The sequence below is a fragment of the Streptomyces sp. MBT53 genome (assembly GCF_016654115.1).
Classification (GTDB): Bacteria; Actinomycetota; Actinomycetes; order Streptomycetales; family Streptomycetaceae; genus Streptomyces.
This window is the reverse complement of record NZ_JAEQAZ010000039.1, coordinates 21,270-47,665: the sequence shown is the minus strand read 5'-3', so window position 1 is coordinate 47,665 and position 26,396 is coordinate 21,270. Positions and strand designations below refer to the sequence as shown.

Annotated in this window: 21 protein-coding genes; 14 read left to right on the top strand and 7 right to left on the bottom strand. The window is 68.7% G+C overall.

What is annotated here, in order from left to right; all coding sequences use genetic code 11:
- Window positions 1-33: 33 nt before the first annotated feature.
- The 9 genes from JHN45_RS16805 to JHN45_RS16765 all read left to right on the top strand — a co-directional run bounded on the left by JHN45_RS16805 (window position 34) and on the right by JHN45_RS16765 (window position 10,644).
- On the top strand, window positions 34-1,239 hold the full coding sequence (locus JHN45_RS16805) for a Gfo/Idh/MocA family protein (RefSeq protein ID WP_236583748.1): 1,206 nt from the start codon (window positions 34-36) through the stop codon (window positions 1,237-1,239).
- Window positions 1,239-2,084: a PmoA family protein gene (locus tag JHN45_RS16800; RefSeq protein WP_201049560.1), complete on the top strand. Its 846-nt coding sequence runs from the start codon at window positions 1,239-1,241 to the stop codon at window positions 2,082-2,084. Before JHN45_RS16805 ends, JHN45_RS16800 begins: the two co-directional genes overlap by 1 nt.
- Complete coding sequence (locus JHN45_RS16795; RefSeq protein ID WP_201049559.1) at window positions 2,081-3,592, top strand: glycoside hydrolase 43 family protein; 1,512 nt, start codon at window positions 2,081-2,083, stop codon at window positions 3,590-3,592. The genes JHN45_RS16800 and JHN45_RS16795 overlap by 4 nt, the downstream gene beginning before the upstream one ends.
- 117 nt (window positions 3,593-3,709) lie before the next feature.
- Window positions 3,710-5,047: a sugar ABC transporter substrate-binding protein gene (locus JHN45_RS16790; protein WP_201049558.1), complete on the top strand. Its 1,338-nt coding sequence runs from the start codon at window positions 3,710-3,712 to the stop codon at window positions 5,045-5,047.
- 93 nt (window positions 5,048-5,140) lie between these two features.
- Window positions 5,141-5,929 (top strand): rhamnogalacturonan acetylesterase, encoded by a 789-nt coding sequence (locus tag JHN45_RS16785; protein WP_200713560.1) that lies wholly within the window; start codon window positions 5,141-5,143, stop codon window positions 5,927-5,929.
- Between the two features lie 29 nt (window positions 5,930-5,958).
- The gene (locus JHN45_RS16780; protein WP_200713582.1) at window positions 5,959-7,257 is read left to right on the top strand and encodes a polysaccharide lyase family 1 protein; all 1,299 of its coding nucleotides are present in this window, start codon (window positions 5,959-5,961) and stop codon (window positions 7,255-7,257) included.
- Window positions 7,258-7,305: 48 nt separating this feature from the next.
- Window positions 7,306-8,469: a pectinesterase family protein gene (locus JHN45_RS16775; protein WP_201049557.1), complete on the top strand. Its 1,164-nt coding sequence runs from the start codon at window positions 7,306-7,308 to the stop codon at window positions 8,467-8,469.
- Window positions 8,470-8,471: 2 nt separating this feature from the next.
- Window positions 8,472-9,509 (top strand): pectinesterase family protein, encoded by a 1,038-nt coding sequence (locus JHN45_RS16770; protein WP_201049575.1) that lies wholly within the window; start codon window positions 8,472-8,474, stop codon window positions 9,507-9,509.
- Between the two features lie 22 nt (window positions 9,510-9,531).
- Window positions 9,532-10,644 carry a chondroitinase-B domain-containing protein gene (locus JHN45_RS16765; RefSeq protein ID WP_201049556.1) on the top strand — a complete coding sequence of 371 codons (1,113 nt, stop codon included), beginning with the start codon at window positions 9,532-9,534 and terminating at the stop codon, window positions 10,642-10,644.
- 48 nt (window positions 10,645-10,692) lie between these two features.
- On the opposite strand, the gene JHN45_RS16760 is transcribed toward JHN45_RS16765, so the two are convergent.
- Genes JHN45_RS16760 through JHN45_RS16750 form a run of 3 tightly spaced genes read right to left on the bottom strand, consistent with a single transcriptional unit; the run spans window position 10,693 to window position 15,840 of the window.
- Complete coding sequence (locus tag JHN45_RS16760) at window positions 10,693-11,160, bottom strand: hypothetical protein (protein ID WP_200713557.1); 468 nt, start codon at window positions 11,158-11,160, stop codon at window positions 10,693-10,695.
- A complete protein-coding gene (locus JHN45_RS16755; RefSeq protein ID WP_374195622.1) occupies window positions 11,160-15,494 on the bottom strand; it encodes a DUF6531 domain-containing protein in 4,335 nt (1,444 codons plus the stop codon). The genes JHN45_RS16760 and JHN45_RS16755 overlap by 1 nt, the downstream gene beginning before the upstream one ends.
- Entirely contained in the window at window positions 15,478-15,840 is a 363-nt protein-coding gene (locus tag JHN45_RS16750) for a hypothetical protein (RefSeq protein WP_200713556.1), read from the bottom strand. The genes JHN45_RS16755 and JHN45_RS16750 overlap by 17 nt, the downstream gene beginning before the upstream one ends.
- Before the next feature lie 202 nt (window positions 15,841-16,042).
- Here JHN45_RS16750 and JHN45_RS16745 point away from each other — a divergent pair, with 202 nt between their 5' ends.
- Window positions 16,043-16,834, top strand: a complete 792-nt coding sequence (locus JHN45_RS16745; protein WP_200713555.1) for an HAD family acid phosphatase — start codon at window positions 16,043-16,045, stop codon at window positions 16,832-16,834.
- On the opposite strand, the gene JHN45_RS16740 is transcribed toward JHN45_RS16745, so the two are convergent.
- A complete protein-coding gene (locus tag JHN45_RS16740; RefSeq protein WP_201049555.1) occupies window positions 16,827-19,046 on the bottom strand; it encodes a family 43 glycosylhydrolase in 2,220 nt (739 codons plus the stop codon). The two genes, JHN45_RS16745 and JHN45_RS16740, sit on opposite strands and share 8 nt — an antisense overlap.
- Window positions 19,047-19,283: 237 nt before the next feature.
- Between JHN45_RS16740 and JHN45_RS16735 the strand changes: the two genes are divergently transcribed.
- The 4 genes from JHN45_RS16735 (at window position 19,284) to JHN45_RS16720 (ending at window position 23,038) form a co-directional block, all read left to right on the top strand.
- Entirely contained in the window at window positions 19,284-20,438 is a 1,155-nt protein-coding gene (locus tag JHN45_RS16735; protein WP_201049554.1) for a right-handed parallel beta-helix repeat-containing protein, read from the top strand.
- Between the two features lie 163 nt (window positions 20,439-20,601).
- Window positions 20,602-21,381, top strand: a complete 780-nt coding sequence (locus JHN45_RS16730) for a DUF3592 domain-containing protein (RefSeq protein WP_201049553.1) — start codon at window positions 20,602-20,604, stop codon at window positions 21,379-21,381.
- 81 nt (window positions 21,382-21,462) lie between these two features.
- The gene (locus JHN45_RS16725) at window positions 21,463-22,404 is read left to right on the top strand and encodes a MerR family transcriptional regulator (RefSeq protein ID WP_201049552.1); all 942 of its coding nucleotides are present in this window, start codon (window positions 21,463-21,465) and stop codon (window positions 22,402-22,404) included.
- Between the two features lie 64 nt (window positions 22,405-22,468).
- Window positions 22,469-23,038 carry a GNAT family N-acetyltransferase gene (locus JHN45_RS16720; RefSeq protein WP_200713550.1) on the top strand — a complete coding sequence of 190 codons (570 nt, stop codon included), beginning with the start codon at window positions 22,469-22,471 and terminating at the stop codon, window positions 23,036-23,038.
- A 74-nt stretch (window positions 23,039-23,112) separates the two neighbouring features.
- Here JHN45_RS16720 and JHN45_RS16715 read toward each other — a convergent pair whose 3' ends face one another.
- The 3 genes from JHN45_RS16715 to JHN45_RS16705 form a co-directional block, all read right to left on the bottom strand.
- Complete coding sequence (locus JHN45_RS16715) at window positions 23,113-24,795, bottom strand: rhamnogalacturonan lyase B N-terminal domain-containing protein (RefSeq protein ID WP_200713549.1); 1,683 nt, start codon at window positions 24,793-24,795, stop codon at window positions 23,113-23,115.
- Window positions 24,796-24,889: 94 nt separating this feature from the next.
- The gene (locus JHN45_RS16710) at window positions 24,890-25,750 is read right to left on the bottom strand and encodes a hypothetical protein (RefSeq protein ID WP_200713548.1); all 861 of its coding nucleotides are present in this window, start codon (window positions 25,748-25,750) and stop codon (window positions 24,890-24,892) included.
- A complete protein-coding gene (locus tag JHN45_RS16705; RefSeq protein WP_200713547.1) occupies window positions 25,747-26,313 on the bottom strand; it encodes a SigE family RNA polymerase sigma factor in 567 nt (188 codons plus the stop codon). The genes JHN45_RS16710 and JHN45_RS16705 overlap by 4 nt, the downstream gene beginning before the upstream one ends.
- Window positions 26,314-26,396: the final 83 nt, after the last annotated feature.

The window sequence follows — 26,396 nt, the reverse complement described above, 5'->3', positions numbered from 1 at the left end:
GCTGGCGAAGATCGTCGACGCAGGGAGAATCCCATGACATCCAAGACCGGCCCTACGACCGCCACCGCATCCGCGGCCACGACCGCCCCCGCGCCCGTCACCCTGCCCGTCCCCGTGGTCCTCGCGGGTGCCCGAGGCCACGGCCGCTGGCACGTGGAGAACATCCGCCGGCTCCAGGACAAGGGCCTCGTACGCCTCGTCGGACTCTGTGAGCTGACCCCGCTGACCGAGGAGGAGTTCGGCGCCGAACTCCCCGCCCAGTCAGCGGACTTCGGAGCGCTCCTCGACTCGACGGGCGCCCGGGTGGCTGTGATCTGCACCCCGATCCCGACCCACACGGACCTCGCCCTGGCCGCCGCGCAGCGAGGCGTGCACCTGCTCCTGGAGAAGCCGCCCGCGCCGTCGTACGCCGAGTTCCGCAGGATGGCCGACGGGGTCGCCGCGGCCGGAGTGGTCTGCCAGATCGGGTTCCAGTCGCTCGGCTCGCACGCCGTGCCCGCGATCCGGAAGCTGATCGCCGAAGGCGCGATCGGCACCCTGGCCGGGGTCGGCGGGGCCGGTGCCTGGGCGCGTGACGAGGCCTACTACCGACGCGCCCCCTGGGCGGGCAAGCGGCGCCTGAACGGCGTCGACGTGATCGATGGCGCGCTGACGAACCCCCTCGCGCACGCCGTCGCCACCGCCCTCGCCCTCAACGGCACGACCCGCGCCGAGGACGTCACCCGTATCGAGACCGAACTCGTCCGGGCCAACGATATCGAGTCCGACGACACCTCCTGTGTCCGCGTCACCACCGTCCAGGACCGCCCGGTCACCGTCGCCGTCACCCTGTGCGCCGAACACCCCGGCGAGCCCTATGTGTTGGTGCACGGCAGCGAGGGCCGGATCACCTACTGGTACAAGCAGGACCGCGCACTGCTCCAGCGGGCGGGCCACGGCCCCGAGGAGTTCGAGTACGGCAGCACGGACCTGCTGGAGAACCTGGTCGCCCATCTCGTCGACGGCGAAGCCCTGTTGGTCGAACCGGACGCGACGGGCGCCTTCATGAAGGTCGTCGAAGCGATCCGCCAGGCCCCCGACCCGGCCCAACTGCCCTCCAGTGCATGGCACTTGATCGCAACCGAGAACCGCCGGGTCGTCCCCGGCATCGACGCGCTGGTCACGGCCGCGGCCGACACCCTCGCCCTCTACTCAGAGCTGGGCGCCCCCTGGGCCCCACCGAAAGAGGTGAGCCCTTGATGATCACCCATGACACGCCGGTGCTCCGCGTCGCGGGCCGCCCGGTCGCCCGGTACGTCACCCGGCCCGAGCTGCCCGCCCGGCTCTCCCCGCGCCCCTATCTGCACCCCGTAACCACCTTGTCCGGCACGGCGGTCACCGAACTGAGCCCCGCCGACCACACCCACCACCTCGGCGTCGGTGTCGCCGTTCCCGACGTCGAGGGGCACAACTTCTGGGGCGGGCGCACCTACGTCCGCGACCAGGGCCCCACGGAACTGGACAACCACGGCGCCCAACGCCACTCCGCCTTCCAGCTCCGCGACCCCGACGGCTTCGTCGAGGAGCTGCGCTGGGTGGCCTCCGGCGCCGAGCTGCTGCGCGAACGCCGTACGGTCGCCGCCACCGAACTCACCGACACCGCCTGGGCGTTGGACTTCACCTTCTCGCTCACCAACGTGACGCCCGACCCCCTGTCGATCGGCAGCCCCGCCACCAACGGCCGCCCCGGAGCCGCGTACGGCGGCTTCTTCTGGCGGGCCCGAAAGGAAGCGGAGACCCCACGCGCCTTCACCGCCGACCGCGAGGGCGAACCGGCCGTCCACGGCACCCGCGCCGACTGGCTGGCCCTCGCCGGCACCGGCTGGACCCTGGTCTTCGCCGGTGCCACCGACCGCTCCCGCCAGGACCCGTGGTTCGTCCGCACCGCCGAATACCCGGGCGTGGGCGCGTCGTTGGCGTCGGACGAACGGCTGCCGATCCCTCCGGGCGACACGGTCGTACGACGGATCGTCACCGTCGTCGCGGACGGCACCCTGGACCGGGGAGAGGCCGCGGTGCTGGTGCGGAAGGCGGTCAGCCAGTGACGCCCGAGACGTACACGAACCCGGTCCTGAACGCCGACTGGTCCGACCCGGACGTCATCCGCGTCGGCGACGACTTCTACCTCACCGCGTCCAGCTTCGGCCGCGTACCGGGCCTGCCGCTGCTGCACTCCCGCGACCTGGTCAACTGGACCCTGGTCGGCCACGCCCTCCAACGCCTGGAACCAGCACGGGAGTTCAGGACCCCACGGCACGACTGCGGTGTCTGGGCCCCCGCGTTGAGATACCACGACGAACGCTTCTGGATCTTCTGGGGCGACCCCGACCAGGGCATCTTCCAGATCAACGCCCCCGAGATCAGGGGCCCTTGGACCCGCCCCCACCTCCTCAAGGAGGGCAAGGGCCTGATCGACCCGTGCCCCCTGTGGGACGACGACAACGACGAGGCCTACCTCGTCCACGCCTGGGCCAAGTCCCGCGCGGGCATCAACAACCGCCTCACCGGCCACCGGATGCACCCCGACGCCACGACCCTGCTCGACGACGGCAAGGTGATCGTCGACGCGGACCACCTTCCCGGCTGGTTCACCCTGGAGGGCCCCAAGGTCCACCGACACGACGGCTGGTTCTGGATCCTCGCGCCCGCAGGGGGAGTCGGGACCGGCTGGCAGGGCGCGTTCCGCTCCCGCGGCTTCTTCGGCCCGTACGAGGAGCAGGTCGTCCTGGAGCAACGCGACACCGACGTCAACGGCCCCCACCAGGGCGCGTGGGTGCGCACCCCGTCCGGCGAGGACTGGTTCCTGCACTTCCAACAGCGCGGCCCCTACGGCCGGTTGGTCCACCTCCAGCCCATGCGCTGGGGAGACGACGGCTGGCCGGTCATCGGCGACGCGGGCGCCCCCGTAGCCGTACACCGGAAACCGGACCTGCCGCCGCAGCCGCCCGCCGCGCCCGCCACCGACGACGACTTCCCCGGCGGACGGTACGGCCGCCAGTGGCAGTGGACGGCGAACCCGCAGGACGGCTGGGCCACCCACCACTCCGGCGACGGCCTACGACTGACCTGCGCCCGTACGGCGAACGCGCACGACCTGCGCGGGCTCCCGAACCTCCTCACCCAGCGCCTCCCCGGCACACCCGTCGCCGTAGAGGTCGAACTGCGGCTGCACAGCGAGGAGTCGGGGGCGCGGGCCGGGCTCGCCGTGCTGGGCGACGCGTACAACTGGATCGGACTCCAGCGGGGCCCGGGCGGGGAGGCGCGGTTCGTGCACCGCTTCGCGGAACCCGTCGCCGAGCGCGAACGGGACGCGGGGGAGTCCTGCCCCGCACCCGAGGGCCGCGTCCGGCTGCGGATCGAGATCGGCGCCGGGGCGCGCTGCCGATTCTTCTACGACGTCGGGGACGGGCCGCGTCCGAGCGGCCAGGTCTTCGCCGCCACCCCCTGGCGCTGGGTCGGTGCCCTGCTCGGGCTCTTCGCGCTCGCGCCCGCCGGTGCGGGACATGCCGGCGCGGCCGTGTTCACGCGGTTCCGGATCAGTTCCCTCCACTAACTCGCCCTGCCCGTACGCCTGTTGGGAGTCGCAATGACGCACCTCCGTAGCAAGCGCTTGCCGGTCGCTGCCCGTGACCTCACCACCCCGTTGGATCCACAAGAAGAGAGCCGACCTATGAAGACCAGCATCCGCAGAAGCCGGCGGGCCGCGATGGCCGTCGCCCTGGGCTCCGTGCTCGCGCTGACCGCCACCGCCTGCGGCGACGACGGCAGTGGCGGCGCGGGGGACAAGGGCGACGAGGGCTCCGGCAAGGGCACGATCACCTTCTGGGACAACAACGGCGGTGTCCGCACCGACATCTGGAAGCAGATCATCGCGGACTTCGAGAAGAAGAACCCCGACATCAAGGTCAAGTACGTCGGGATACCGGCCGCGAGCGCCCAGTCCAAGTACGACACCGCGATCCAGGGCGGCGGGCTGCCCGACGTCGGCGGGGTCGGGACCGCGGTGCTCGCCGAGGTCGCGGTGCAGGGAGCGTTGGAGCCGTTGGACAGCCGGCTCAAGTCCAGTGCGCTGAACGGGAAGTTGAGCCAGAACCTGCTCGACGTCAGCAAGTCCGCCGGGGGCGGGGACACGCTGTACCAGATCCCGACCTCCGCCAACAACGGCACGCTCTGGTACCGCACCGACCTGTTCAAGGCGGCGGGTCTGGACGCGCCCACCACCTGGTCGAAGTTCTACGCCGCGGCCGACAAGCTCACCGACAAGGCCAAGAACAAGTTCGGCTTCACGATTCGCGGTGGTGAGGGGTCCATCGCGCCGGCCCTCGACGCGGTGTACGGGCAGACCGGGATCACCTCGTTCTGGAACGGCGACAAGACGACCGTCAACGACCCGAAGAACGTTGCCGCGTTGGCGAAGTACGTGAGCCTGTTCAAGAAGGACACGCCGTCCGCCGACCTCAACAACGACTTCACCAAGATGGTCGCGCAGTGGGACAGCGGCACGATCGGAATGCTGAGTCACAACCTCGGGTCGTATCAGGATCACCTGAAGGCGCTCGGAGCGGACAAGTTCAAGGGCATTCCCAATCCGACGCAGGACGACGGCACTCGGGTGCAGATCTCCAACCCCGTTGACGGGCTGAGTCTTTTCAAGTCCAGCAAGAACAAGGACGCGGCCTGGAAGTTCATCGAGTTCGCGGTCTCCGCGGCGGAGAACTCCAAGTACAACGAGTCGGCGGGGCAGGTTCCGGCGAACACGGACGCGGCGAATGCGGCGTGGATTCAGAAGTCCGAGCCCACGCAGTTGGCTGCGGCGGCGCTGAACGGGGCGTCCACGAAGATTGTGCAGCTGCCGTACTACCTGCCGGACTGGAACACGATCTCCAAGGCGGACAACGAGCCGAACTTCCAGAAGCTGCTGCTGGGGAAGATGACGGCGAAGGAGTTTCTGGACACGCTGGCCGATCAGTTGAACAAGGCTCAGGCGGACTGGAAGCAGAACCACTGAGATTGGGTGTTTCGGTTTGTGGGGGGCTGCGGGCCGGTGGGGGCCGGTCGCGCAGTTCCCCGCGCCCCTAGAGGTTGGAAAGGTGAACCTGTCGTGTCCCTTACCCGTAGACAAGTCGCGTTAGGTGCTCTTGTTGCCGTTCCCTTGCGAGGCGATCGGCGGCGAGATCGCACGCTCTACATCGCTGGTGATTCCACTGCCGCCCAGAAATATGTCCCCGAAGCGCCTGAGACCGGGTGGGGAATGGCGCTTCCCTTCTTTCTGCGGAAGGGAGTGAGAGTCGCCAACCATGCGGTGAACGGGCGGAGTTCGAAGAGTTTTGTCGACGAAGGGCGGCTGGAGGCGATTCTCTCCGTCATCCGGCCCGGTGACCTCCTCCTCGTCCAGTTCGCGCACAACGACGAGAAGACCGCCGACCCGACCCGCTACACCGAGCCCTGGACGACGTACCAGGACTATCTGCGGCTGTACCTCGACGGGGCCCGCAGCCGCGGTGCGCGGCCCGTGCTCGCCACCCCCGTCGAGCGCCGCAGGTTCGATGTCGACGGCAACGCCCTGCCGACGCACGGGGATTACCCGGCCGCGATGCGCGCGCTCGCCCAGCAGGAACGCGTCGCGCTGCTCGACATCGAGGCGTTGTCGCTGGCGTTGTGGCAGCGGCTCGGGGTCGAGGAGACGAAGGTCTACTTCAACTGGACCGACACCGAGCAGGACAACACGCACTTCAATCCGCCCGGCGCGATCGCCGTGGCGCGGCTCGTGGCACGGGAGTTGGCGCGCACCCGGGTGCTCGCACCGCATGACCTCATCCGGCTGCGCGACGAGATTCCCACGTCCTGGATCACCTGGCCCGAGGCGACGGACGCCTCGGACCTCCTCTGAGCAAGGAGACCCGCACCGTGCGTATATCTATGTGTCATGCACGCGTCATTACTTCGCTGGTGGGCTGCACGGCACTGGCTCTCGCCCTCACCAGCACCACCGCCCAGGCCCATCCGCGCAGCCTCGCCCGTGAGACCCTCGGCGCCGGTGACGGCTGGGCCTCCTACGGCACCGGCACCAGCGGCGGTGCCGCCGCCACCCCCGACCACGTCTACACCGTCTCCAACTGGGCCGATTTCAAAGCCGCGTTGGCTGATGGCGGCACCGCGCCCAAGGTCATCAGAATCAAGGGGACCATCGACGCCAACGCCGAGGGCTGCGACTCCTTCGCCGCGCCCGGCTACGACTTCGCGCAGTACCTCGCCACCTACGACCCCGCCGTCTGGGGCTACGACCAGAACCTCGACAACGAGCCCGCCGACAGCCCCGAGGGCCTTCGCCGGGTCTCGGCCGCCAACCAGAACAAGGTCATCAAGGCGGCCGTCCCCGCCAACACCACCATCATCGGCATCGGCAAGAACGCCGGCTTCAAGGGCGCCAGCCTGCAGATCACCGCCGTGGACAACGTCATCATCCGCAACCTCGCCTTCGAGAGCCCGCTCGACTGCTTCCCGCAGTGGGACCCGACCGACGGCGACACCGGCAACTGGAACTCCGAGTACGACAGCGCCGTCATCTACGGCTCCACCCATGTGTGGCTGGACCACAACACGTTCACCGACGGCGCCCACCCGGACAGCTCGCTGCCCACCTACTACGGGCGGATCTTCGAGCAGCACGACGGCGAACTCGACATCGTCAAGGGCGCCGACTACGTCACCGCCTCCTGGAACGTCTTCTCCGACCACGACAAGACGATCCTCATCGGCAACAGCGACAGCGCCTCAACTGCCGCCGTCGACCGGGGACATCTGAAGGTCACGCTCCACCACAACCTCTTCTCCAACCTCGTCGAGCGCGCGCCCCGCGTCCGCTTCGGACAGGTCGACTCCTACAACAACCACTTCGTCGCCGAACCCGGATACGGCTACAGCTACGGCATCGGCAAGGAGTCCCAACTCGTCGCGGAACACAACGCGTTCACGGTCCCGGCCGGCATCTCCGAGGCGACCGTCCTCAAGAAGTGGTCCGAGGCGCCGCTCACCGCCGACGACAACTACGTCAACGGCACCCTCACCGACCTGATCGCCGTCCACAACGCCGGTGTGCCCACCGAGATCCTCCAGTCCGGCGCCGGCTGGACACCCACCCTGCGCACGAAGATCGACCCCGCGAGGGCCGTGCCGTTCATCGTCGACCGCAACGCGGGTGCGGGCCGCCTGCGCTGACCCCTCGTCATCTCGTCACCCCGCCATCTCGTCATAAGGAGCACCCGCATGCCCTTGCACGAGCACCTCCGACGTCCGCTGTCCAGACGGGGGTTCCTCGCGACCGGCACCGTTGCCGTGGGCGCCGCGCTCGGCCTCGCTGCCGGCCCCGCCCGGGCCGCCACCCGGCCCCGCCCGTTCGGCCGCTACGGTTCACCGGCCGCGCGCCTCACCCCGCTCACCCTGTACGTCGACCCGCACGGCCGGGGCGACTTCACCACCGTCCAGGCCGCCGTCACCGCCGCGACCGGCGCCGGGTACACCCTGGTCATCGCGCCCGGCGTCTACCGCGAGACGGTCACCGCAGGCGTCACCGACCCGGCGACCGGCCAACTCTCCGACGCGGCAAGCGAGATGACATGGCTCGGCGCCGACGAGGACCCGCGTGCCGTCGTCATCGTCTACGACAACGCCAACGGCACCCCGAAACCCGACGGTTCGGGCACCTACGGCACCTCCGGCTCGGCCACCACCCTCATCCGCACCGACGGCTTCACCGCCCGTCGGATCACCTTCGCCAACGACTGGCTGCGCGCCGAGCACCCCGGCATCACCGGCACACAGGCGGTCGCCATCAAGGTGCAGGGCGACCGTTCGGCGTTCTTCGACTGCCACTTCCTCGGACACCAAGACACCCTGTACGCCGACTCGTTGGCCCTCGGCGTCTTCGCCCGGCAGTACTACACGCGCTGCTACATCGAGGGGGACGTCGACTTCGTCTTCGGGCGGGCGACGGCCGTCTACGACCACTGCCACTTCCGGACCCTGAACCGCACCGACCTGGCGACGGCACCGTACGGCTTCGTCTTCGCGCCCTCCACGGCGGTCGCCAACCCACGCGGATACCTGGTGACACACAGCCGTGTGAGCAGCCAAGCCCCGGACGGCTACTACAAGTTGGCCCGCCCCTGGGTGCCGGGCTCGGACACCACCGCCCGTCCGATGCTCACCGTGCGGGAGACGGCGCTCGGTCCGGGGATCGACGCGGTGGCGCCGTACACCAACATGTCCGACACCTATCCCTGGCAGAGCCAGCGGTTCGCCGAGTACCGCAACACGGGCCCCGGCGCCGTGATCGGTATCCCGGAGAACCGCCCCCAACTCACCGTCGAACAGGCCGAGTCGGCGACGCGAGAGGTCTATCTCGGCGACTGGAAACCGGGGCGGAGATGACCCTGCGCAGACGCACGTTCCTGGCGGGGACCGCCGCCGGGGGACTGGTGGCCGCCGGTGCCGCGCCCGCCTTCGCTCTCGACCGGCGACGCGTCCTGCACGTCCGGCCGGGCGACTCGGTGCAGGCGGCCGTGGATGCGGTCGACGGCGACGGCTGGACGATCGTCGTGCACCCGGGGACGTATCGCGAGGTCGTCAACGTGCCTGCGGACAAAGGCGAGTTGACCCTGCGCGGCGGCGGGCACGACCCGCGTGACGTCGTCATCGTCTACGACAACGCCAACGGGACGCAGAAGCCCGACGGTTCGGGGACGTACGGCACGGCGGGCTCCGCGACCTTCACCTCGGCGGCGCCCGGGCTGACCGTACGGGACCTGACCCTCGCCAACGACTGGCTGCGCGCCGACCACCCGGAGATCACGGGCACGCAGGCCGTGGCCGCGTATGTGACGGGCGACCGTTCGCGGTTCTCGCGCGTCAGGCTGCTGGCCCACCAGGACACGCTCTTCGTCGACACCTCGGCGCTGGACGCCTTCGACCGGCAGTACTTCACCCACTGCTACATCGAGGGGGACGTCGACTTCGTCTTCGGGCGGGCCACCGCCGTCTTCACGGACTGCCACTTCCACACCCTCCAACGGGACGTCGCCTTCACACCGAAGGGCATGGTCTTCGCCCCGTCCACCGCCCGCGCCAACCCGTACGGCATCCTCGCGGTCCGCTCCCGGATCACCTCCGGCGCCGAGGACGCCGCGTACAAGCTGGCCCGGCCGTGGGTCCCGTCGTACGAGACGACGGCCTGGCCGTCCCTCGTCGTGCGGGACACCCGGATCGGGCCCGGCATCGACCCGGTCGCGCCCTACACGAACATGCGCGACGCCTACCCCTGGCAGTCGATGCGCTTCCACGAGTACCGCAACACGGGACCGGGCTCCGTGATCACCGTCCCGGAGAACCGGCCCCAACTCACGCCCGCCGAAGCCGCGTTGCACACCCCCGCGACCTACCTCGGCGGCTGGGAACCCGTCCGCTCGCTCTGATCGACGAAAGGACCCGCACGTCATGCGTCGTATCAGCACCTTCACCGCACTCGCCGTGACCACGGCCTCGCTCGGACTCGCCGTGCTCGCAACTCCGGCGCACGCGGCGACCGTTGTGGTCAGCAACTCCACCGACCTGACCAACGCCATCAAGAACGCCACCGCCGGCACGGTCATCCAGGTCCGGGCCGGCACCTACTACCCGACGGCCACCCTCCAGTCGACGGCCAACGGCACCTCGTCCGCGCCGATCACCCTGACCGCGTACGGCTCGGAGACGGTCAAGATCGACGGTTCCTCGCTGCCGTCCGGCTCCTGGATCTTCAAGCTGACCGCCGACTACTGGAACGTCTCCAACCTGACCTTCCAGAACTCCCCGGACAGCGCCGTCGTCTGCCAGTCCTGCACCGGCACCAACTGGAACAACGTCAAGACCATCAACGGCGGCGACTCCGGCTTCACGCTCACCGGCGACGGCACCGTCAACAACACGGTCAAGAACCTTGACTCGTACGGCAATTACGACGCCGCGACCCATGGCGAGAACGCGGACGGCGTCGCCATCAAGTTCGGCTCCGGCAGCGGGAACCTCGTCACCGGCGCGCGGCTCTACAACAACTCGGACGACGGGATCGACTTCTGGTCCTTCTCCACGCCGGTCACCGTCGAGCACACATGGTCCTTCGGCAACGGCGTCAACCGCTGGTCCGACTCGGCGTTCGCGGGTGACGGCAACGGTTTCAAGCTGGGCGGTGACGGCGAGGTCGTCGCACACGTCATCAACAACTCGGCCGCGTGGGGCAACGCGGGCAACGGCTTCACCGAGAACTCCAACACCGGTGCCCTCGTCCTCAACCGCACCACCGCGTACGCCAACAGCAAGTGGGGCTACTACTTCGCCACCAGCTCCGCGAAGCTCGGCAAGAACCTCGCGGTGAGCAACGGCGGCGGCTCGGTCAGCAAGGGTTCCGCGGTGACCTCGTCCGGCAACAACTGGGACTCCGGCATCTCCACCCCGTCCTTCATCTCCACGGACGCGTCGACGACGTACAACGCCCGTTCGTCGAGCGGCACTTTGCCGGCGACGACGTTCCTGACGACGGGGTCCACGACCATCGGGGCGACGATGAACTGACCCACTCCGCGGGCCCGGTTCGGGAGACCGGGACCGGGCCCGCACCCGTCAGGACGTCCACCGGAGCAGAGCGGGCATGGCGGCGTGGTCGTTTCCCTCCATGGTGACGACGACCTCCCGGCCCGTGGAATTCCCCAGCCATTTCACGAATTCACGGACCGGCGCGAAGGTTTCCGCGTCCACCACGTCCGACGGATCGAAGCTGAACTCGATCTCCTCGATCTCGAAGAAGTAGGAGGTGAACCAGATTCCGCCGATCTCGATCGCCAGGCTCACCGATTCCTCGGGGTCGTCCCGGAGTTTCGACCACACGGCGGAGGCCTCGGGAATACCGGTGTCCGTCGTGTCGGCGAGCGTCCAGGTGAGGACATGCCGTCCCGGCGGTTTCCGCAGTCCGTCGAACATGTGCTGCCAGTCGTCGAGCGCGGTGTCGAGGACGCATACGTCGCGCAGGGACCCGTCGGCGACGAAGTCTTGCGCCCGGTACGTCGGTTCGCTCTCGTGCTGCCCCGCCATTACAGGAACCCTTCGAAGGTGAGCTGACCTCCGCGCCAGCTCCATCGTGCACCCCAGCCGCCCGGGACCCGGAAATCCCTGGTGATTCCGCCGTATTGGGCCGAGGCTGATGTGTTTACTTTCTCCACCACGTTCGGATCCGTCAGGATGTCCTGGATCATTTCGTTGGCGATCTCGGTGCGTTCGCTATTGGTGACCTTGCCGAAATTGTACATGTCGACATGTGCCTGGCCTCGTTTGGCCAGGTTTCCGGGGCTCGGGTCGCCGTGTTTCTGCAGGGCCCGGCCCGCCGGCGACAGTTGGCCCTTCTTGATGGTGGTGGCGCTCGAATACAGGTCGTCCGTGCCGTAATTGCACGGTGAAAGACCCAGCGGGTCGACCCAGGTGAGCGGGGCGTGCACATAGCTGTGGTGGTTGCTCGCCGGCTCAAGCCCCAGTGGGTCCGGACTGAGGTACCGGGCGGTCCCGGGGTCGTAGTAGCGGTGCAGGTTGTAGTGCAGCCCCGTCTCGGGGTCGGCGTACTGCCCCGGGAAGCGCAGCGGGCAGTCGACCGTGACGTCACCGTCTCCGGGTGGTGGGAAGCCCGTGCCCCACAGGGTGGTGCGGTGCTGCCAGACCAAGTCCCCGCTCGCGGAGACCAGTTCCATGGGCGTGCCGACGGTGTCCGTGATCACCGCATGGAAGCGGGCCGTCCGCGCGGGGTGCGTCTCCTCCGCCAGCCGGGCCAGGAAGGACGAGTTGGGGACCGAGGCTGACGGCTCGTGCAGGGTCTGGGCCACCGGGCGCGGAGTCCCCGGCTCGTAGTCCCAGGTGGTGACCAGGCCGTCGGCGCCGGTCTGTTCGGCCAGACAGGTGCCGTCCCACGCGAACCCGGTGCGCTCGACGGCCGAACCGTCCGCCGCCACCCGGTACTTGGCCACTCGGCGGCCGAACGGGTCGTAGGCGTACCGCCATCGACCGTCGTCCGGAGTGCCCACCTCGGTCAGCCGGCCCTCGGTGTTCCATGAGTAAGTCCACGTACGGTGCCGGCCGTTGAGCAGCCTGTGGGTTCTGCGTACGAGGCGGCCCTGTGCGTCGTGTTCGTACGTGTCGTGGCCCGCCGAGCGGACGAGGGTGCCGTCGATGTCGTGCGCGGCGGGATCGGGTCGGCCGGGAGCGGTCGCGCTCACCACGTTGCCCGCCGCGTCGTAGGCGTAGGTCTCGGTCCAGCCGTGGGCGCGCACGCCGGTGACCCGGCCCATGGAGTCGAGGTCGAAGTGGCGGGTACCGGAGGTGAGTTCGCGGATCTCGGTGATGTATCCGTCGGCACGGTGGGTGTAGGTGCGGTGCTGCAGCAGCGCTTCCACACCGGCGGCTCGCGACGCGGCGGCCAGGGACTGCCCGGTGAGCTGATCCCGCGTGCTCCAACTCTGCGTCAGCGTCACCTCCGTACCGATGCGGCGTTCGACCTCGCGGCCCGCCGCGTCGTAGGAGAAGTCCAGCGCACCCGAGGGCGTGCGCAGGGCAAGCGGTCGGCCGGTGGGGTCGTAGGACCAGTCCGAGGCCAGGCCCGACGGTGTCACCCGCCGGACGCGTCGCCCGAGGGCGTCGTAAGTGTGCGTGGTGCGGCGCCCGTTGACCGTTTCCGCCAGCACCCGGCCCAGCGCGTCGCGCTCCAGTACGACGTCGGCCTCGGCGTTGGCCGCACGGGCCAACCTGCCGTCCGGGCCGTAGGCGTATGTCGTGACCTCGCCCGAGTCGGCGTGCTGCGAAGCCACGCGCCCCGCCTCGTCGCGGGTGAAGCGCAGTGTCTCCCCGGCGCCGTTCGTACGGCTGCTCAGCCGCCCCGCCTCGTCGTGTTCGTAGGTGAGCGTCCGGCCGTTGAAGTCCGTCTCCGAGGCCAGCCGTCCGGCCTCGTCGTACGTGTACGACCACGTCCGCCCCTGCGGGTTGGTCACTTCCGTCAGCCGCAGCTCCGTGTCGTACGCGAACTCGTAGCGCGCCCCGTCGGGGTCGATGCGTGCGGCGGGTTGGTCGAAGTGGGTGGCGGAGTGGTGGGTGACATTGCCCGCCGCGTCGGTGTGGACACTCAGGTTGCCCTCCGCGTCCCAGGTCCACGACTCCCTTGCTCCGTCGGGCAGTTCGCGCCAGGACGGCTTGCCCTCCGGGGTCCAGCCCATCCGGGTCGTACGGCCCAGGGGGTCGGTCACCGCGATGATCCGGCCGAAGGAGTCGCGGCGGACGGATGTCGTGTGGCCCGACTCGTCCGTCAGGGACACCGGCAGACCGGCCGCGTCGTACGCCATCGTGCGGGTGTGACCGAGCGCGTCGGTGACCGCCGTCGGGCGGCCGTGCGGGTCGTAGGCGTAACGGGTCTCGGCACCCGTCGGGTCGAGCGTCGTCAGCAGGTTGCCCCGCTCGTCGTACGTGTGCCGCCACACCGCTCCGCCCGGCTCCACGACCTCCGTCGGCAGACCGAGCGCGTTGTGGACCGCCCGCGTCAACGACCCGTCGGGCAGGGCAAGTTCGGTGAGATTCCCGGCGTCGTCGTACTCGTACCGGGTGGTGTGGCCGAGCGGGTCGGTGACCGTGAGGGGCTGGCAGCCGTACTCGTCCCACCGGGTGCGGATGACATTGCCGAGCGGGTCGGTCTCCTCCTCGACCAGACCCTCCGCGTTGTGCCGGTGGGTGGAGACGCGGCCCTGGGAGTCGGTGTACGTCGTCGTGCGCGTCGTGTCGTCGTAGGCCAGCGTGCCGGACAGGATGCCGTCGACGCCCTCGGTGCGCACGACCCGGCCGCGCTCGTCGTAGACGTAGCCGAACCAAGTGCCGTTGCGGTCCGTCCACTTGGTGATCCGGCCCTGCTCGTCGTACGCGAACCGCAGCGCCTCCCCACTGGAGTTGACGACCTCGGTGAGATTGCCTGCGCCGTCGTAGCCGTAGCGCGTGACGACCGTGCCCTCGCCCACCGGCCCCTCGGGGCCGTAGCGGGACGGGGGTTCGTCGAGCAGGCGCAGCGCGGTGATGCGGGGGCCGGTCGTGTCGACGGCTACGTAGTGGCCGTCGGAGTGGCGGATGCCGAACGGGACGCCCTCGTCGTCGCGTTCGACGTCGATGCGGTTGCCGTTGCGGTCGCTCCAGGAGTCCAGCGCGAGGTGGAAGACGCCGAAGGTGGGGGAGGGGGCCGGGGCGCCGAACGTGCGGACCACACCGGTCGCAGGGTCGGTGACGGTCATCGCGCTGTCCGGCTTGCCGTCCCAGTCCAGCGGCCAGCGCGCGCCCTTCACCGGCATGGTCGGGACGCCCGGTTCCGGGACCGGGTAGACCAGGCGCATGCCGTCCGCCGCCGCGAACACCACGCCCTCCCCGTCGATCTGGAGGCATTCGTCGAGGGTGGAGATCCAGGTCGGGCCGAAGCGGACACCGCCGCGGTAGGAGGAGAGGTGGGTGCGGGTGAACTCCAGAGGCAGCGCGCCCGGCAGTGCCAGGTCCGTCGCGGTCATCAGCATCGCGCCGGTCGCCACGTCGATCGGCTCGCCGACGCAGGGCGTACCGTCGGCGGTGCGTGCGGCCGGGCCGAGTTCGACCAGGTCGGGGCGGAGCGACGCGGGCCGCAGGAACACGGGCGTCGTATCGCTGAACGCGCCCTCGATGCCCGCTTTGACGACCCCGCCGCCGGCACCCAGCGCACCGCCGAACAGCATGCCGTCCTTGGCGGCCTGGTTGACCTCGTCGAGGCTGAAACCCTGCTGCAGTCCGGTCGCCATCTTCAGCGGCTGGGCCACGGCCAGGTCGACCGTCACCGACTCGATACCGCCGAACGCGGCGGCGACCAGCGTGCCCCCGGCGATCTCGGCGATCGTCGTGGAGACCGCGACACCCAGCCCGGCACCGAACTCGATGACCAGGTCGGCCGCCGCGACCGCCGCGCCGGAGGCCAGGCCCGCGGTGAAGAAGGCCAGCGCCACCCCGCCCGCGATCACCGCCGCGTCGATGCCGATCTGCGTCCAGAGCTTGTTGATCGCGTCGTCGATCGCGTCGGCGAACTTCTCCAGCGCGGTGGCCATTTCACGCCCGGAGTCCGCCAGGTCCTTCAGCCAGCCGCTGTCCTTTCCTTCGGCGTTCTTGGCGTAGCGGCCCCAGAACTTCCCGAACGCCTCGATCGACTCACCCGTGTTGTTGTGGATGATCGACGACGCGCTCTGCTGCACCGGCGCGCGCAGATCGTCGACGGCGCCGGCGAAGGTGCGCCAGGCCGTCGCCGCCGACCGCAGTTTCCCCGAGTCGGCCTCCGGCCACCACATGCCCAGATCGAGCAGGATCTTCCGGGCCTCGTCCTCAACGCTCACCGGCACCGTCCGACTTGGTGACCTTCACTTCGGTGAACATCCCGGCGATCAACTCGTCGTTGTCCACATGCCCGTCCGCCATGTCCACCATGGCCTCGTGAATGCTCGTCAGCCCGAGCACCAGCGTGCCCGCCGCGCCCTCGATCTTCTTCTGCAACGGCTTGTAGGAGTCCCCGAACTCCTTGCCCTGCTTGTCGTTCCCCCAGGGTTCACCCAGACCGTCGAGGGACTTCACGAGCGCGGTCAGCGCCTTGCCCAGATCAACCGCCGCCGTCTGGAAGTCCGGTGCCGTCCGCTTCAGGTCGGCCGTCTTGATGTCGAGGACCTTGGCCGGGTCCTTTCCGTCACCCATCGCGCGTTCCCCCGTTCGCAGTCGCGTTCACGACCCTAGGAGAAGCCTGCCAAGGGAGGGTCAAGTACATCCCATGGCGGGGTAATTCCGCGGCCTGTGGGTTATGTATCGATCGGATAAAGACTCTCGCCTCCATGGTGTGATGCGCGTAGACAGTCCCTGACCTGGTGCATCACCCCAAACAACCAGATCCGGAGATTCCATGCGGAAGTCCCTCAGAGCGGCCGCCGTCGGCGCCGCCTGTGTCGTCGCCGGTGCGGCCCTCTACGGCACGGGCGTCGCCACCGCCGGCCAGTCGACGGCCAACTCGACCCACGAGCCGTACAACATCGGCCTGTTGACGAAGGACATCGACACCTACTACGGCACCACGCTCGACGCCAACGGCGTCTACCAGGCCTCGGCGACCAGCCCCTACGCCAAGGACCTGGCGCGCATCGACGCGTCCGCCAAGAAGTACATCGACCAGGCCGCCCGCAAGCACCACAAGGGCGCCAAGCCCGCGGTCGTCTTCGACATCGACGACACGCTGCTGCTCAGCCTGGACTACGAGAAGAAGAACAACTACGGCTACAGCTCGGCCACTTGGGCCGCGTACGTCGCCCAGGCCAACCGCCCGGAGGTCTTCGGCACCCCCGAGCTGGTCAAGTACGCCGCGTCCAAGGGCGTCACGGTCTTCTACAACTCGGGCCTGAAGGAGTCGCAGCGCACCTACGCGGTCGACAACCTGAAGAAGGTCGGCGCGGACGTCAACCTCGACGCCGACCACATGTTCCTCAAGGACGCGGACAACCCGCCGTCGTACCTGAGCGGTTGCGCCACTCCGGGCACCTGGACCTGCACCACCGTGCAGTACAAGTCCGGCACCCGGAAGCACATCGAGGACCTCGGGTACGACATCATCGCCAACTTCGGCGACCAGTACTCGGACCTCGACGGGGGCTACGCCGACAAGACGTACAAGATCCCCAACCCGACCTACTTCGTCAGCTAGTTCGTACGGGGCCGACCGACCCGAGGGTGGGCACCACCGGCCGGATCGTCCCGTCCGCCGCGAACCGCAGGCGGTCGATCGTGGTCTCCCGGTGCGTGCCGTCCCCACCAGGTTTTCCTGGCCCGTTCAGGGCGAACCGGTGATAGACGATGTACCAGTCGTCGGTCCCCGGGGCGTTCACCACGGAGTGGTGGCCGGTGCCCAGGATGCCGTACTCGGGGTTCTTGGACAGGATCGTGCCCCGCTTGGTCCACGGACCGAGCGGGGACGGTCCCGTCGCGTACGCCACGTGGTAGTTCTCGCTCCGGGTGTCGTCCTCGGACCACATGAAGTAGTACGTGCCCTTGCGCTTCACCACGAACGACCCCTCACGGAAGTCGCCCGTCGTGATGTCCTTCACCTTCGTCGCGTCGTACGACGTCATGTCGGCGTTCAGCGGCACCACGTACGCGTGCCCGTTGCCCCAGTAGAGATACGACTGCCCGTCGTCGTCCGTGAAGACGGCCGGGTCGATCATCTGGCCGCCGAGTGAACCCCCCTTCGCCACAAGGGGTTTGCCGAGCGCGTCCTTGAAGGGGCCGGCGGGCGAGTCCGCCACCGCGACCCCGATCTGCTGCTCGGCGCAGAAGTAGAAGTAGTACTTCCCGTCGCGCTCCGCGACCGCCGGCGCCCACGCGTTCTTGTCGGCCCAGGAGACGTCGGGCCCAAGGTCGAGGACGACTCCATGGTCCTGCCAGTGGACCAAGTCCCTTGAGGAGTAGGCCTTGAAGCTCGTTCCGCCCCATCCCGCGTAGCCGTCGCTCGTCGGATAGATCCAGTACTGGCCGTCGAGATAGTGCACGTCCGGATCGGCGGTCAGCCCCGGCAGCACGGGACTTCGCGTCGGCACCGCCTCCACCGTCCAGACGCGGCTGGTCCCGTCCGCCGCCGTCACCGTGTACGTCTGCGGCTTGCGGAAGTCCCGTCGCGTGCCGGACGCCGGGCTGACCGTGGAGCCCGCGCCGACGGCGAGCGAAGGCGCCAAGTGCCGTGGATCAGCGCCCGGTTGCATGGGCAGCACGACCTTCGACGAGGCCTCCGTGACGATCGCGTACCCCTTCTGCCCGCGCGCCGTCGCGTCCACGACCGATGTCGGGGTCGCCGGATACGCGGCCAGCAGCCGGTCGTACTCCGCCTGCGTCACCGGAAGTACCGTGCCGTGCCGGGGACTTGCGGGGAGCTGGTAGTCCGTGGACGGGGTCCACTTGCCGGAGTCGAGGTCGGTCGTCTCGAAGGGGACGTAGCCGCGCAGCCCGTACTCGTCGACGAACAGGTACCACTTCTTCTCGGTGTTGGACTTGAACACCGTCGGCCCCTCGCCCCGCTCGATCGCACCGCTGCCGATGCACTCGGAGACGAAGTCGTACGACGTGGAGGTCAGCGAGGTCGACTTCTCGCCGGTGATGAACTTCGAGCAGGGGGAGCTGGAGGACGGGTCGCGCTCGTCCTTGGTGTAGCGGTAGTAAGTGTCCTTGTACTTCACCACGGTTGAGTCGATCACCGAGTAGCCGGGGTCGTCCCAGACCTTCGGCGCGCTGAAGGTACGGAAGTCCTTCGTCGTCGCGTACATCATGCGGTTGTACGTCGAGCCGGTGTGGTCGGGGTCGTCGTCGGCGTACAGCTTCGATGCCCAGAAGACGACGTACTCACCGAGTGAGTCGTCCCAATAGGCCTCCGGCGCCCAGGTGTTGCCCGCGTTGTCCGGGGCCACCTTCACCAGCCGCTGGTCGGTCCAGTGGACCAGGTCGGTCGACTCCCAGATCATCACCGACTTGCTGCCGTGCCGCTGGACGTCGTCCCAACTCCCGCTGCTGTTCCGGTACATGCGCAAGTCGGTGGCGATCAGATAGAACTTGTCGCCCTTCGGCGAACGGATCACGAACGGATCGCGCAGCCCCTTCTCCCCGATCGTCGAGGTCAGCACCGGCTTGCCCTGGTTCAACTCCCGCCAGTGCAGCGGGTCGTTGCCACGGCTGAGGGCGTAGCGGATCTGCTCGCCGTCGGCGGTGCCCTCGCCGGTGAAGTAGGCGAAGAGATAGCCGGCGTACTTGGGGTGGGTCACGGGCGGTGCTCCTGAGTGCGCGGTACTGGGCGGGGCGGCGAGCAGGCTGAGGAGGAGGGTGACAAGGGCCAGGAAGGGGAGCCGGAGGGTGCGGGCGGTGCGGGGTCGCATGGCACATCCTGTGGGGGTGTGGGGGATTCTGTTGAGTGGCTGTGCCTTCGGAGTGTCACCAGTGGGGTGCGGTGCGTCAATCGGTGCGGGTGGGACCGGGCAGATCGAAACTTTCGGTCCCCTTCCCGTGGGTCGGGGCAACCTTTCCGGCCACGGCGGCGACCAGGAACCAGAAACGGGCCGGGGCGGCCCCTCCGGCCCGTTTCGTCCTCGTCACCCAGGAAAGGAACCAACGCCGTGCGTACGAGCACCGGACGCCACCGCAGGACCCGCACCCTCTCGATCGCCGCCGCGGTGGCCGTCGCCGCGGGGGCGGGCGGCGTCTACCTCGGCCTCAACAGCGGTGGCGCACAAGCCGCTTCGTCGACGGTCACCGTGTCCACCACCGCCCAACTGGAGTCGGCCGTCGCCAACGCCACGGCGGGGACGGTCATCCAGGTCAGGGCGGGCACCTACACTCCGTCCGCGACCCTCAAGTCCACGGCGAACGGCACCAGTTCGGCGCGGATCACGCTGGAGCCGTACGGCACGGAGAAGGTGAAGGTCGACGGCTCGAAGCTGCCTGCGGGCCAGTGGCTGGCCGGCATCTACGGCGACTACTGGACGGTCCAGAACCTGACCTTCCAGAACTCCCCGGCCCAGGGCTTCGTAGCCACATCCTCCGTCGGCGGCATCTTCAAGAACCTGGTCACGGCGAACAACGGCGACTCGGGCTTCACCCTGCGCGGCGACGGCACGACCAACAACCTCATGCAGAACCTGGACAGTTACGGCAACTACGACGCCGCCGGGCACGGTCAGAACGCCGACGGCATAGCCATCAAGTTCGGCTCAGGAACCGGCAACAAGGTCACCGGCGCCCGCCTCTACAACAACTCCGACGACGGCCTCGACCTGTGGCAGTTCTCCTCACCGGTCACCATCGAACACTCCTGGGCCTTCGGCAACGGCAAGAACCGCTGGAACGACTCCGCCTTCGAGGGCAACGGCAACGGCTTCAAACTCGGCGGCGGAGGCGTAGCGGTCGCCCACGTCGTCAACGACAACGCGGCCTGGGACAACAGCCTCAACGGCTTCACCGAGAACTCCAACACCGGCGCGATCATCCTCAACCGCAACACCGCGTACTCGAACTCGGCGGCGGGCTTCTTCTTCGCGACCAGCAAGTCCCGGCTTGCTCGCAATCTGGCTGTCGGTAACAAGGGGGGCCAGGACAAGCTGGGTTCGTCGACGGTGTCCGCGGCGAACAACTGGGACGGCGGGGTTGCTACTCCGGCCTTCAAGTCTGTGGACGCGACATCGGCGTATGGGGCACGGTCTTCGAGCGGGACGTTGCCGGCGACGACGTTTCTGACGACGGGGTCTACGGCTGTCGGGGCGACGATGGACTGAGGTGTCCTCCGACAAGTGTCCGCCCCCCCCCACGCTCGGCCAAGGCAGTCCCGCTCGTAGACGCGTCCGACGTTTGACGCGTCTACGATCCACTGTCATGGGGGAATCGAACACTGGGTCTGCAACAGGGGTTGTCCTGGCCGGCGGCCGTACCCGGGTATGGGTGGAGCAGGGGGCACTGCACTGGAAGCGGGGACGAGCGACCGTTGTCGTGCCCGGGACGCGGATCCGACAGGTCGAGGCCGCTGAGAAGTCGCTGGCCGTGCTCCTCTTCGAGGACGCGCAGGTCGACACCGCCATGACGGTCCGGCACCGCAATAGGGACATGGTCGCCGCGCTCGGCACGGAGATCGAAGCGATCATGAGTGACGCCGACCCGTCGGGGAACCGGCAGCCTCTGCAGCGGCATTCGGTGCAGGTGTGGCCTGTGCGTGCGCTGGCTGATCTTCGCGATCGGGTACTGCATGGCAGCCCGTGGTGGCGGCGTGCGCTCTGGTATGTGGTCCTGGGGCTTCCCTTGGCCGTGTGGCTGCCGGTGGAGCCCCTTCTGGGGTTCTTCGCCTGGCTGTTGCTTCCCGCAGGCGTCGCTCTGCTGCGCATGTGGGTGGGCATGGCCGAGTTGGACACGCGATGGGTGATGTGGCGGCGGGGCATCACCGTCCGCGCGAGGTACGAGGCGGACCCCTACAGCGAGGCCACCAACAACTGCGTCGTCCACTTCCACACGCTTGACGGCCGGCAGGTCACGGCGCATCCGGCGCTGCGAGGACGCCGCGACGAGATCAGATACGACCCTCAGGACCCCTCACGCGTACTCGCGCCGACCCGTGTGGCCTGGCTGGGGGTCGCCCTGGCCGCATTCATGCTGACCGGTTTCTGGGGCGTTGTCTTCAGCATCCCGGCGATTCTCTGGCTGATGGAGTTGTTGGCGCTGCCGTTTTAGAGATCGGCCTCGCAAGCTGATTGCTTCCGGCAGGTGAAGGGTCTTGAGTCTCCAGCCGGGGGAGACGCAAAGGTGGGCGGCATGGACGGCGACACCCTCTACTCGATCGGCGAACTGGCCCGGCGGACCGGGCTCACGGTCAAGACCATCCGGTTCTACTCCGATCGCGGGATCGTGGCGCCTACGGACCGCACCCCGGCCGGCTATCGCCTGTACGGCATCGATGCCGTCGCACGCCTCGACCTCGTAAGGACCTTGCGGGAGTTGGGACTTGACCTCGCGACGGTTCGGAAGGTCGTGGATCGGGAGCTCTCGCTTCCCGAGGTTGCCGCGGCGCATGCCGAAGCGTTGGTGGTGCAGATTCGCGTTCTGCGTCTGCGGCATGCGGTGTTGGCAGCGGTGGCCGCGCGTGGGTCGACACCTGAGGAGATGGAACTCATGCATCGGTTGGCCCGGCTGTCCGAGGACGAACGGCGGCTTCTGGTCGGTGAGTTCCTTGATGCGGTTTTCGGTGGCCTTGTCGCCGCCACTCCCGCGTTCGCCGGGGTCATGCGCTCGATGACCCCCGAGTTGCCCGACAACCCGGATCCGGAACAGGTCCAGGCGTGGGTGGAGTTGGCCGAACTGTCCCTGGACCCGGAATTCCGCGCCTCCGTACGGCAGTTGGCCGAGGAGCAGGTCGCCGAGCAGGTTCGAAGCGGTGCGACGGCGGGCCCGCGTCGCGATATCGCCGCAGTCGTGCGGGACCAGGTCGGGCCGGCCCTCGCTGCCGGTATCGACCCGGCCTCGTCTCAGGCCGATCCGTTCGTTGCCGCCTTCACCGCGGACTACGCGTACCTCTTCGGCCGTCCCGACGACATCGCGCTTCGCCGTCGGCTGACCGCTCGGCTGGAGCGCGTCAACGACCCCCGCCGGGAGCGGTATCTCCAACTGCTCGCCGTGGTCAACGGCTGGCCCGCCCCGGAGAGTCTGGCACCTGCGCTCGACTGGTCCGTTCAGGCTCTGCGGGTCCGGGCACCGTGATGACTGAGCAGACATGAGACATGAGACGCGGCAGGGTGAAATCGGCGCTGCATATGATCAGTTCATGACTGTTCCCGTCGTACTTCACGTAGCCGCGACGCCGACCGCCCCCGCTCTCGTTCTTCGGCCCTGGCGTCTCGCGGACGTTCCCGCGCTGGTCGAGGCGGGCCAGGATCCCCTCTTGCGCCAGTGGATCACTTCCATCGTCGACAACGAGGTCGACGGGGCGCGGTGGGTGCGGGAGCAGGAGCGGGGCTGGGCGGCGGGGGAGCGGTTCGCGTTCGCCGTTCTTGAGGCCCGATCCGGTTCGGTTCAGGAGCAGTTGGTGGGCAACATGGTTCTCAAGGAGTTCACCCCCGGCAAGCCGGCTGTCGAGGTGGGCTATTGGACCGTCGCACACGCTCGCGGGCGGGGAGTGGCGCCCCGTGCCCTCGACGCGGTCAGTGACTGGGCCTTCGACACCTTGGCCGCCGACGGGCTGGAGCGGCTCGAACTCCTGCACCAGGTGGACAACTTGGCCTCGTGCCGGGTCGCGGAGAAGGGGCGGTACGAGTTCGACAGTGTGCTGCCCGCCGCGCCGCCCGCCTTCCCCCGCGACGGTCACCTCCACGTGCGGCGGCGCGCGGACCGCTGAGATCCCGAACCCGATGGACAACGCCCCCGCCGGTCGTCACCGGCGGGGGCGTCGCTCTGCTGACCGAGGGGGGCTCAGGTCAGCAGGTCGATGCAGTCGAACGACGTGCCCGGGCTGAGGAACGCCGAGCCTGTCGAACCACTGACCACGTTGATCTTCAGGACGTTGTACTTCGTCGCGTCCGAACTCCACGCACTGGAAGGGACGTTGAAAACGAACGTGTGGTTGTTTCCACGGTAGGAACCCGTGGTGAGATCGCGCGTCGAGGGCTGCGTGGGAGGCGTGGGGACGGCGGAGACCCAGTCGTTCACGGTGACCTGGGGGCGGGCGTTGATGTATGCCGTCGTCACACCCACCCGCAGTGTGTGCGCTGCCGCTGCCTGTGCCGCCGTCAGTTTGAAGTAGACCAGGACGCCGTCGTTGATGTCCTTCCACACATACGCCGGGAAGGACGCGGCCTCGTCTCCGCTCCCGATCGTGACGTTCCCCGTCCACTTCGCCGCCCGCGCGTCGGACGGATGCGCGTACGTCATCAGCTCCGCGTTCTTGAACTCCCCTGGCGTGCCGTCCCAGTTGCCCAGGCGCCACACCGTCGCCGCGGTGGACGGATCACCCGTGATCGTCAGGGTGTGCAGCGACGTCGTACCACCCGCCGTCACCGCCACCGCCCCTGTGTACACGGCGAGTTCGCCCTTGAAGACCGTCAGTGTGTACGTCCCCGGCAGCATCCCCTTGCAGGAGAAGGCGCCGGTCCCGGCCGCGGCCTTCGTCCAGTACTGGGCGTCCGGATTGGAAAAGCCCACCGTGTAGGGGTACTTGGGGTCCATGCCCTTCAGGCCGACCCCCGCCACCTTCCCGCGGCCCGCCTTGCCCACCCAGCCCGTGATGCCCAGCGAGTCCACCCACGACGTGTCGAGGTTCGCCGCGAAGAGGGAGGACGACGGTGTGCCGCCGTCCGTGAAGGCCACCACGAACGGGCCCTGGAGGCCGAAGCGTTCGGGCTCCGTCTGGGCCTCGTTGTAGTGCAGGATCTCGTACAGGCCCGCCCCGCCCTCGTTCGAGTGGCGCAACAGGGAGCGATAGAACGGGCCGCCGGACGCCTTCTCGTGGTTGGAGCGGACCAGGTACAGGCCGACCGAGCCGGTGGTGAAGCCGACGTGGTCGTAGTCGATGGTCCGTTTGCCCGAGTAGTGCTTGGAACGGGTCGTGCCGTCGGGGTGCTTCCAGACGTCACCCGCCTCGATGATCGTGTCCGTCGTCGAATTCCAGGCGTCCGAGCCTGAGTTGGGGAACACCCCCGGCTTCACCCGCACTATGTAGCGGGTCGCGGTGAAGGAGGCGTCCGCCTTGTTCGTCCACAGGTAGACGTTGTTCTCGCCGCTGCGGGCCGCGTACCACTGGGTGATCGGGCCGTGGACCACCTTCACCAGGATCGTCGATCCCGACTGCTTGATCGTGACCGTGGAGGCGCCCAGCCCGGATTCGACGTGCGAGTGCTTGCCGCCGTAGCCCTCGTACTCCTTGCCCTTGTAGGCGAGGGACGTGAGATCGCCTGTCGACTTCGAGACTTTGAACACGAGCGAAGCGCCCGTGGTGATCACGTAGTTGGAGCCGTCGTCCGTGTAGCCGAAGGCTGCGGCGGACGCGGAAGGGAGGAGGCCGGTGCCGCCCGCGACGGCCGCGCCGGTGGCGGCGACACCGATCGCGGAGGCCCCGAGCACCCGCCTGCGGGTGAGGTGCTTCTTGTGCGTGCTCAAGCGACTTGCTCCGTGTGCTCCGTGCGAGAGGAACCTTGCGCTTCCTTGTCGCCACGGACGGAGAAAGGGTTGCCGTCTGTCCCGAGATTTCTGACTACGACTTCGTCGCCGCGAAGTCGCCCTTCACGGACAGCTGTTGGCCGACCGCCGTGCCCGCCGCCGAGTAGCTGTCGTCCTTGGCGTCCCGGCCGCCGCGGTCGTGGTTGTACTGCCCGGCGAAGACCCACTCCCCGACCGCCACCGTACGGCCCTCCTTGAGCACCCAGGTGTAGACCAGGAACCCGTCCTGCTCCGTCACCGTCTGCGTGAAGTCCTGCTCGGGCAGCGAGCGCCAGGCGCCCGCGGAGGTGACCCCGCCGGTCAGCTTGACCTTCAACTGGACGGTGAGGGAGGTGAGTTGCTTGGTCGTCTTGAGGGTGACGTCACTCTGGGCCCAGAAGTCGTTGCTGCCGGGGTCGATCGAACCGTCCGACCAGAGCGGGCCGTCCTGCGTACCGGAGGCGGGCGGGAGCACGGGAGTGGAAGCGGACGCCGTGGGGGACTTCGCCGTGGGCGAGGTGCTGGACTTCGGGGACTTCTGCGAGGCGTCGTCGGAGCCCGAACTGTGCGTCGGGGCAACCGGTTTGACCGGGGTACGACTCGTCGCGTCCGGCGACGGCGTGGGCGTCGGGGTCGGTGAGACGGACACCGTCTGCTCGGCGGGGGAGTTGCCCTTCACCGCGGACGCCACCGCGTAGCCGCCGATCGCGAGGACGCTCGCCACCGCCGCCGTCGCGCTGACGACCCGCACCCAGCCGAACACGGGCGGCCGGGTGGCCCGGTGGTCGGGACGCGACTGCGCGACCATGCCGCGTTCGAGCCGCGCCAGGATGCGCGCCCGGTCGGGCTCATGGCCCTCGGCCGCCTCGTGCAGCCGGGCGCTCAACTCGTCGTCGTGGACGTCCTGGTGCCTCATCGGTTCCTCCCTCCGGTCTCGCCGCCGCGCGCCATCGCCGCGTGCATCTGCAGCGGAGGGCTCTGCGGGCCGAGCAGACGCTGCAACTCGGCCATGCCCTTCGACGTCTGGCTCTTAACCGTACCGACGGAAACACCGAGGGCGAGCGCGGTGTCCTTCTCCGACAGATCGAACGCGTGCCGCAGCACCACACAGGCCCGCTTGCGGAACGGCAGCCTGCGCAGGGCCTCTTGGACGTCCACCACGCCGGCCACGTCCGGGTTCTCGGTCTTCTCCTCGCGCTGCGACCAGAACAGGGCGACCCGCCGCCGCTCACGCACCGCGCTGCGGATCCGGGTGCGGGCCAGGTTGGCGACGACGCCACGGGCGTAGGCGGCCGGATGGTCGGCGGCGCGCACACGGTCCCAGCGGTGCCAGAGCGCGAGCAGCGCGTCGGCCGCGAGATCGTCGGCGGCGTCCGCCTCACCCGTCAACAGGTGGGCGAGACGGGACAGTTCGGCGTAGTGGCGTTCGAAGAAGGCGTGGAACTCCACGGAGGCGGCGTCGTCGACGACTGTGCCCACGGCGGACCTCTCCTCGCTGCGTGGTTGTGCGTGTCATGTAGATGACACGTGATCATCCGGAGGTGACCCCGGCGAGATCCGGA

Excerpts from the sequence above, each read along its gene's own strand:
- JHN45_RS16750 (WP_200713556.1), bottom strand. The coding sequence starts at position 15,840 with ATGGGTGACGGAAAGGACCCGGCCAAGGTCCTCGACATCAAGACGGCC.
- JHN45_RS16780 (WP_200713582.1), top strand. The coding sequence starts at position 5,959 with ATGTGTCATGCACGCGTCATTACTTCGCTGGTGGGCTGCACGGCACTG.
- JHN45_RS16800 (WP_201049560.1), top strand. The coding sequence starts at position 1,239 with ATGATCACCCATGACACGCCGGTGCTCCGCGTCGCGGGCCGCCCGGTC.
- JHN45_RS16760 (WP_200713557.1), bottom strand. The coding sequence starts at position 11,160 with ATGGCGGGGCAGCACGAGAGCGAACCGACGTACCGGGCGCAAGACTTC.
- JHN45_RS16765 (WP_201049556.1), top strand. The coding sequence starts at position 9,532 with ATGCGTCGTATCAGCACCTTCACCGCACTCGCCGTGACCACGGCCTCG.
- JHN45_RS16790 (WP_201049558.1), top strand. The coding sequence starts at position 3,710 with ATGAAGACCAGCATCCGCAGAAGCCGGCGGGCCGCGATGGCCGTCGCC.
- JHN45_RS16720 (WP_200713550.1), top strand. The coding sequence starts at position 22,469 with ATGACTGTTCCCGTCGTACTTCACGTAGCCGCGACGCCGACCGCCCCC.
- JHN45_RS16740 (WP_201049555.1), bottom strand. The coding sequence starts at position 19,046 with ATGCGACCCCGCACCGCCCGCACCCTCCGGCTCCCCTTCCTGGCCCTT.
- JHN45_RS16805 (WP_236583748.1), top strand. The coding sequence starts at position 34 with ATGACATCCAAGACCGGCCCTACGACCGCCACCGCATCCGCGGCCACG.
- JHN45_RS16710 (WP_200713548.1), bottom strand. The coding sequence starts at position 25,750 with ATGAGGCACCAGGACGTCCACGACGACGAGTTGAGCGCCCGGCTGCAC.
- JHN45_RS16775 (WP_201049557.1), top strand. The coding sequence starts at position 7,306 with ATGCCCTTGCACGAGCACCTCCGACGTCCGCTGTCCAGACGGGGGTTC.
- JHN45_RS16745 (WP_200713555.1), top strand. The coding sequence starts at position 16,043 with ATGCGGAAGTCCCTCAGAGCGGCCGCCGTCGGCGCCGCCTGTGTCGTC.
- JHN45_RS16725 (WP_201049552.1), top strand. The coding sequence starts at position 21,463 with ATGGACGGCGACACCCTCTACTCGATCGGCGAACTGGCCCGGCGGACC.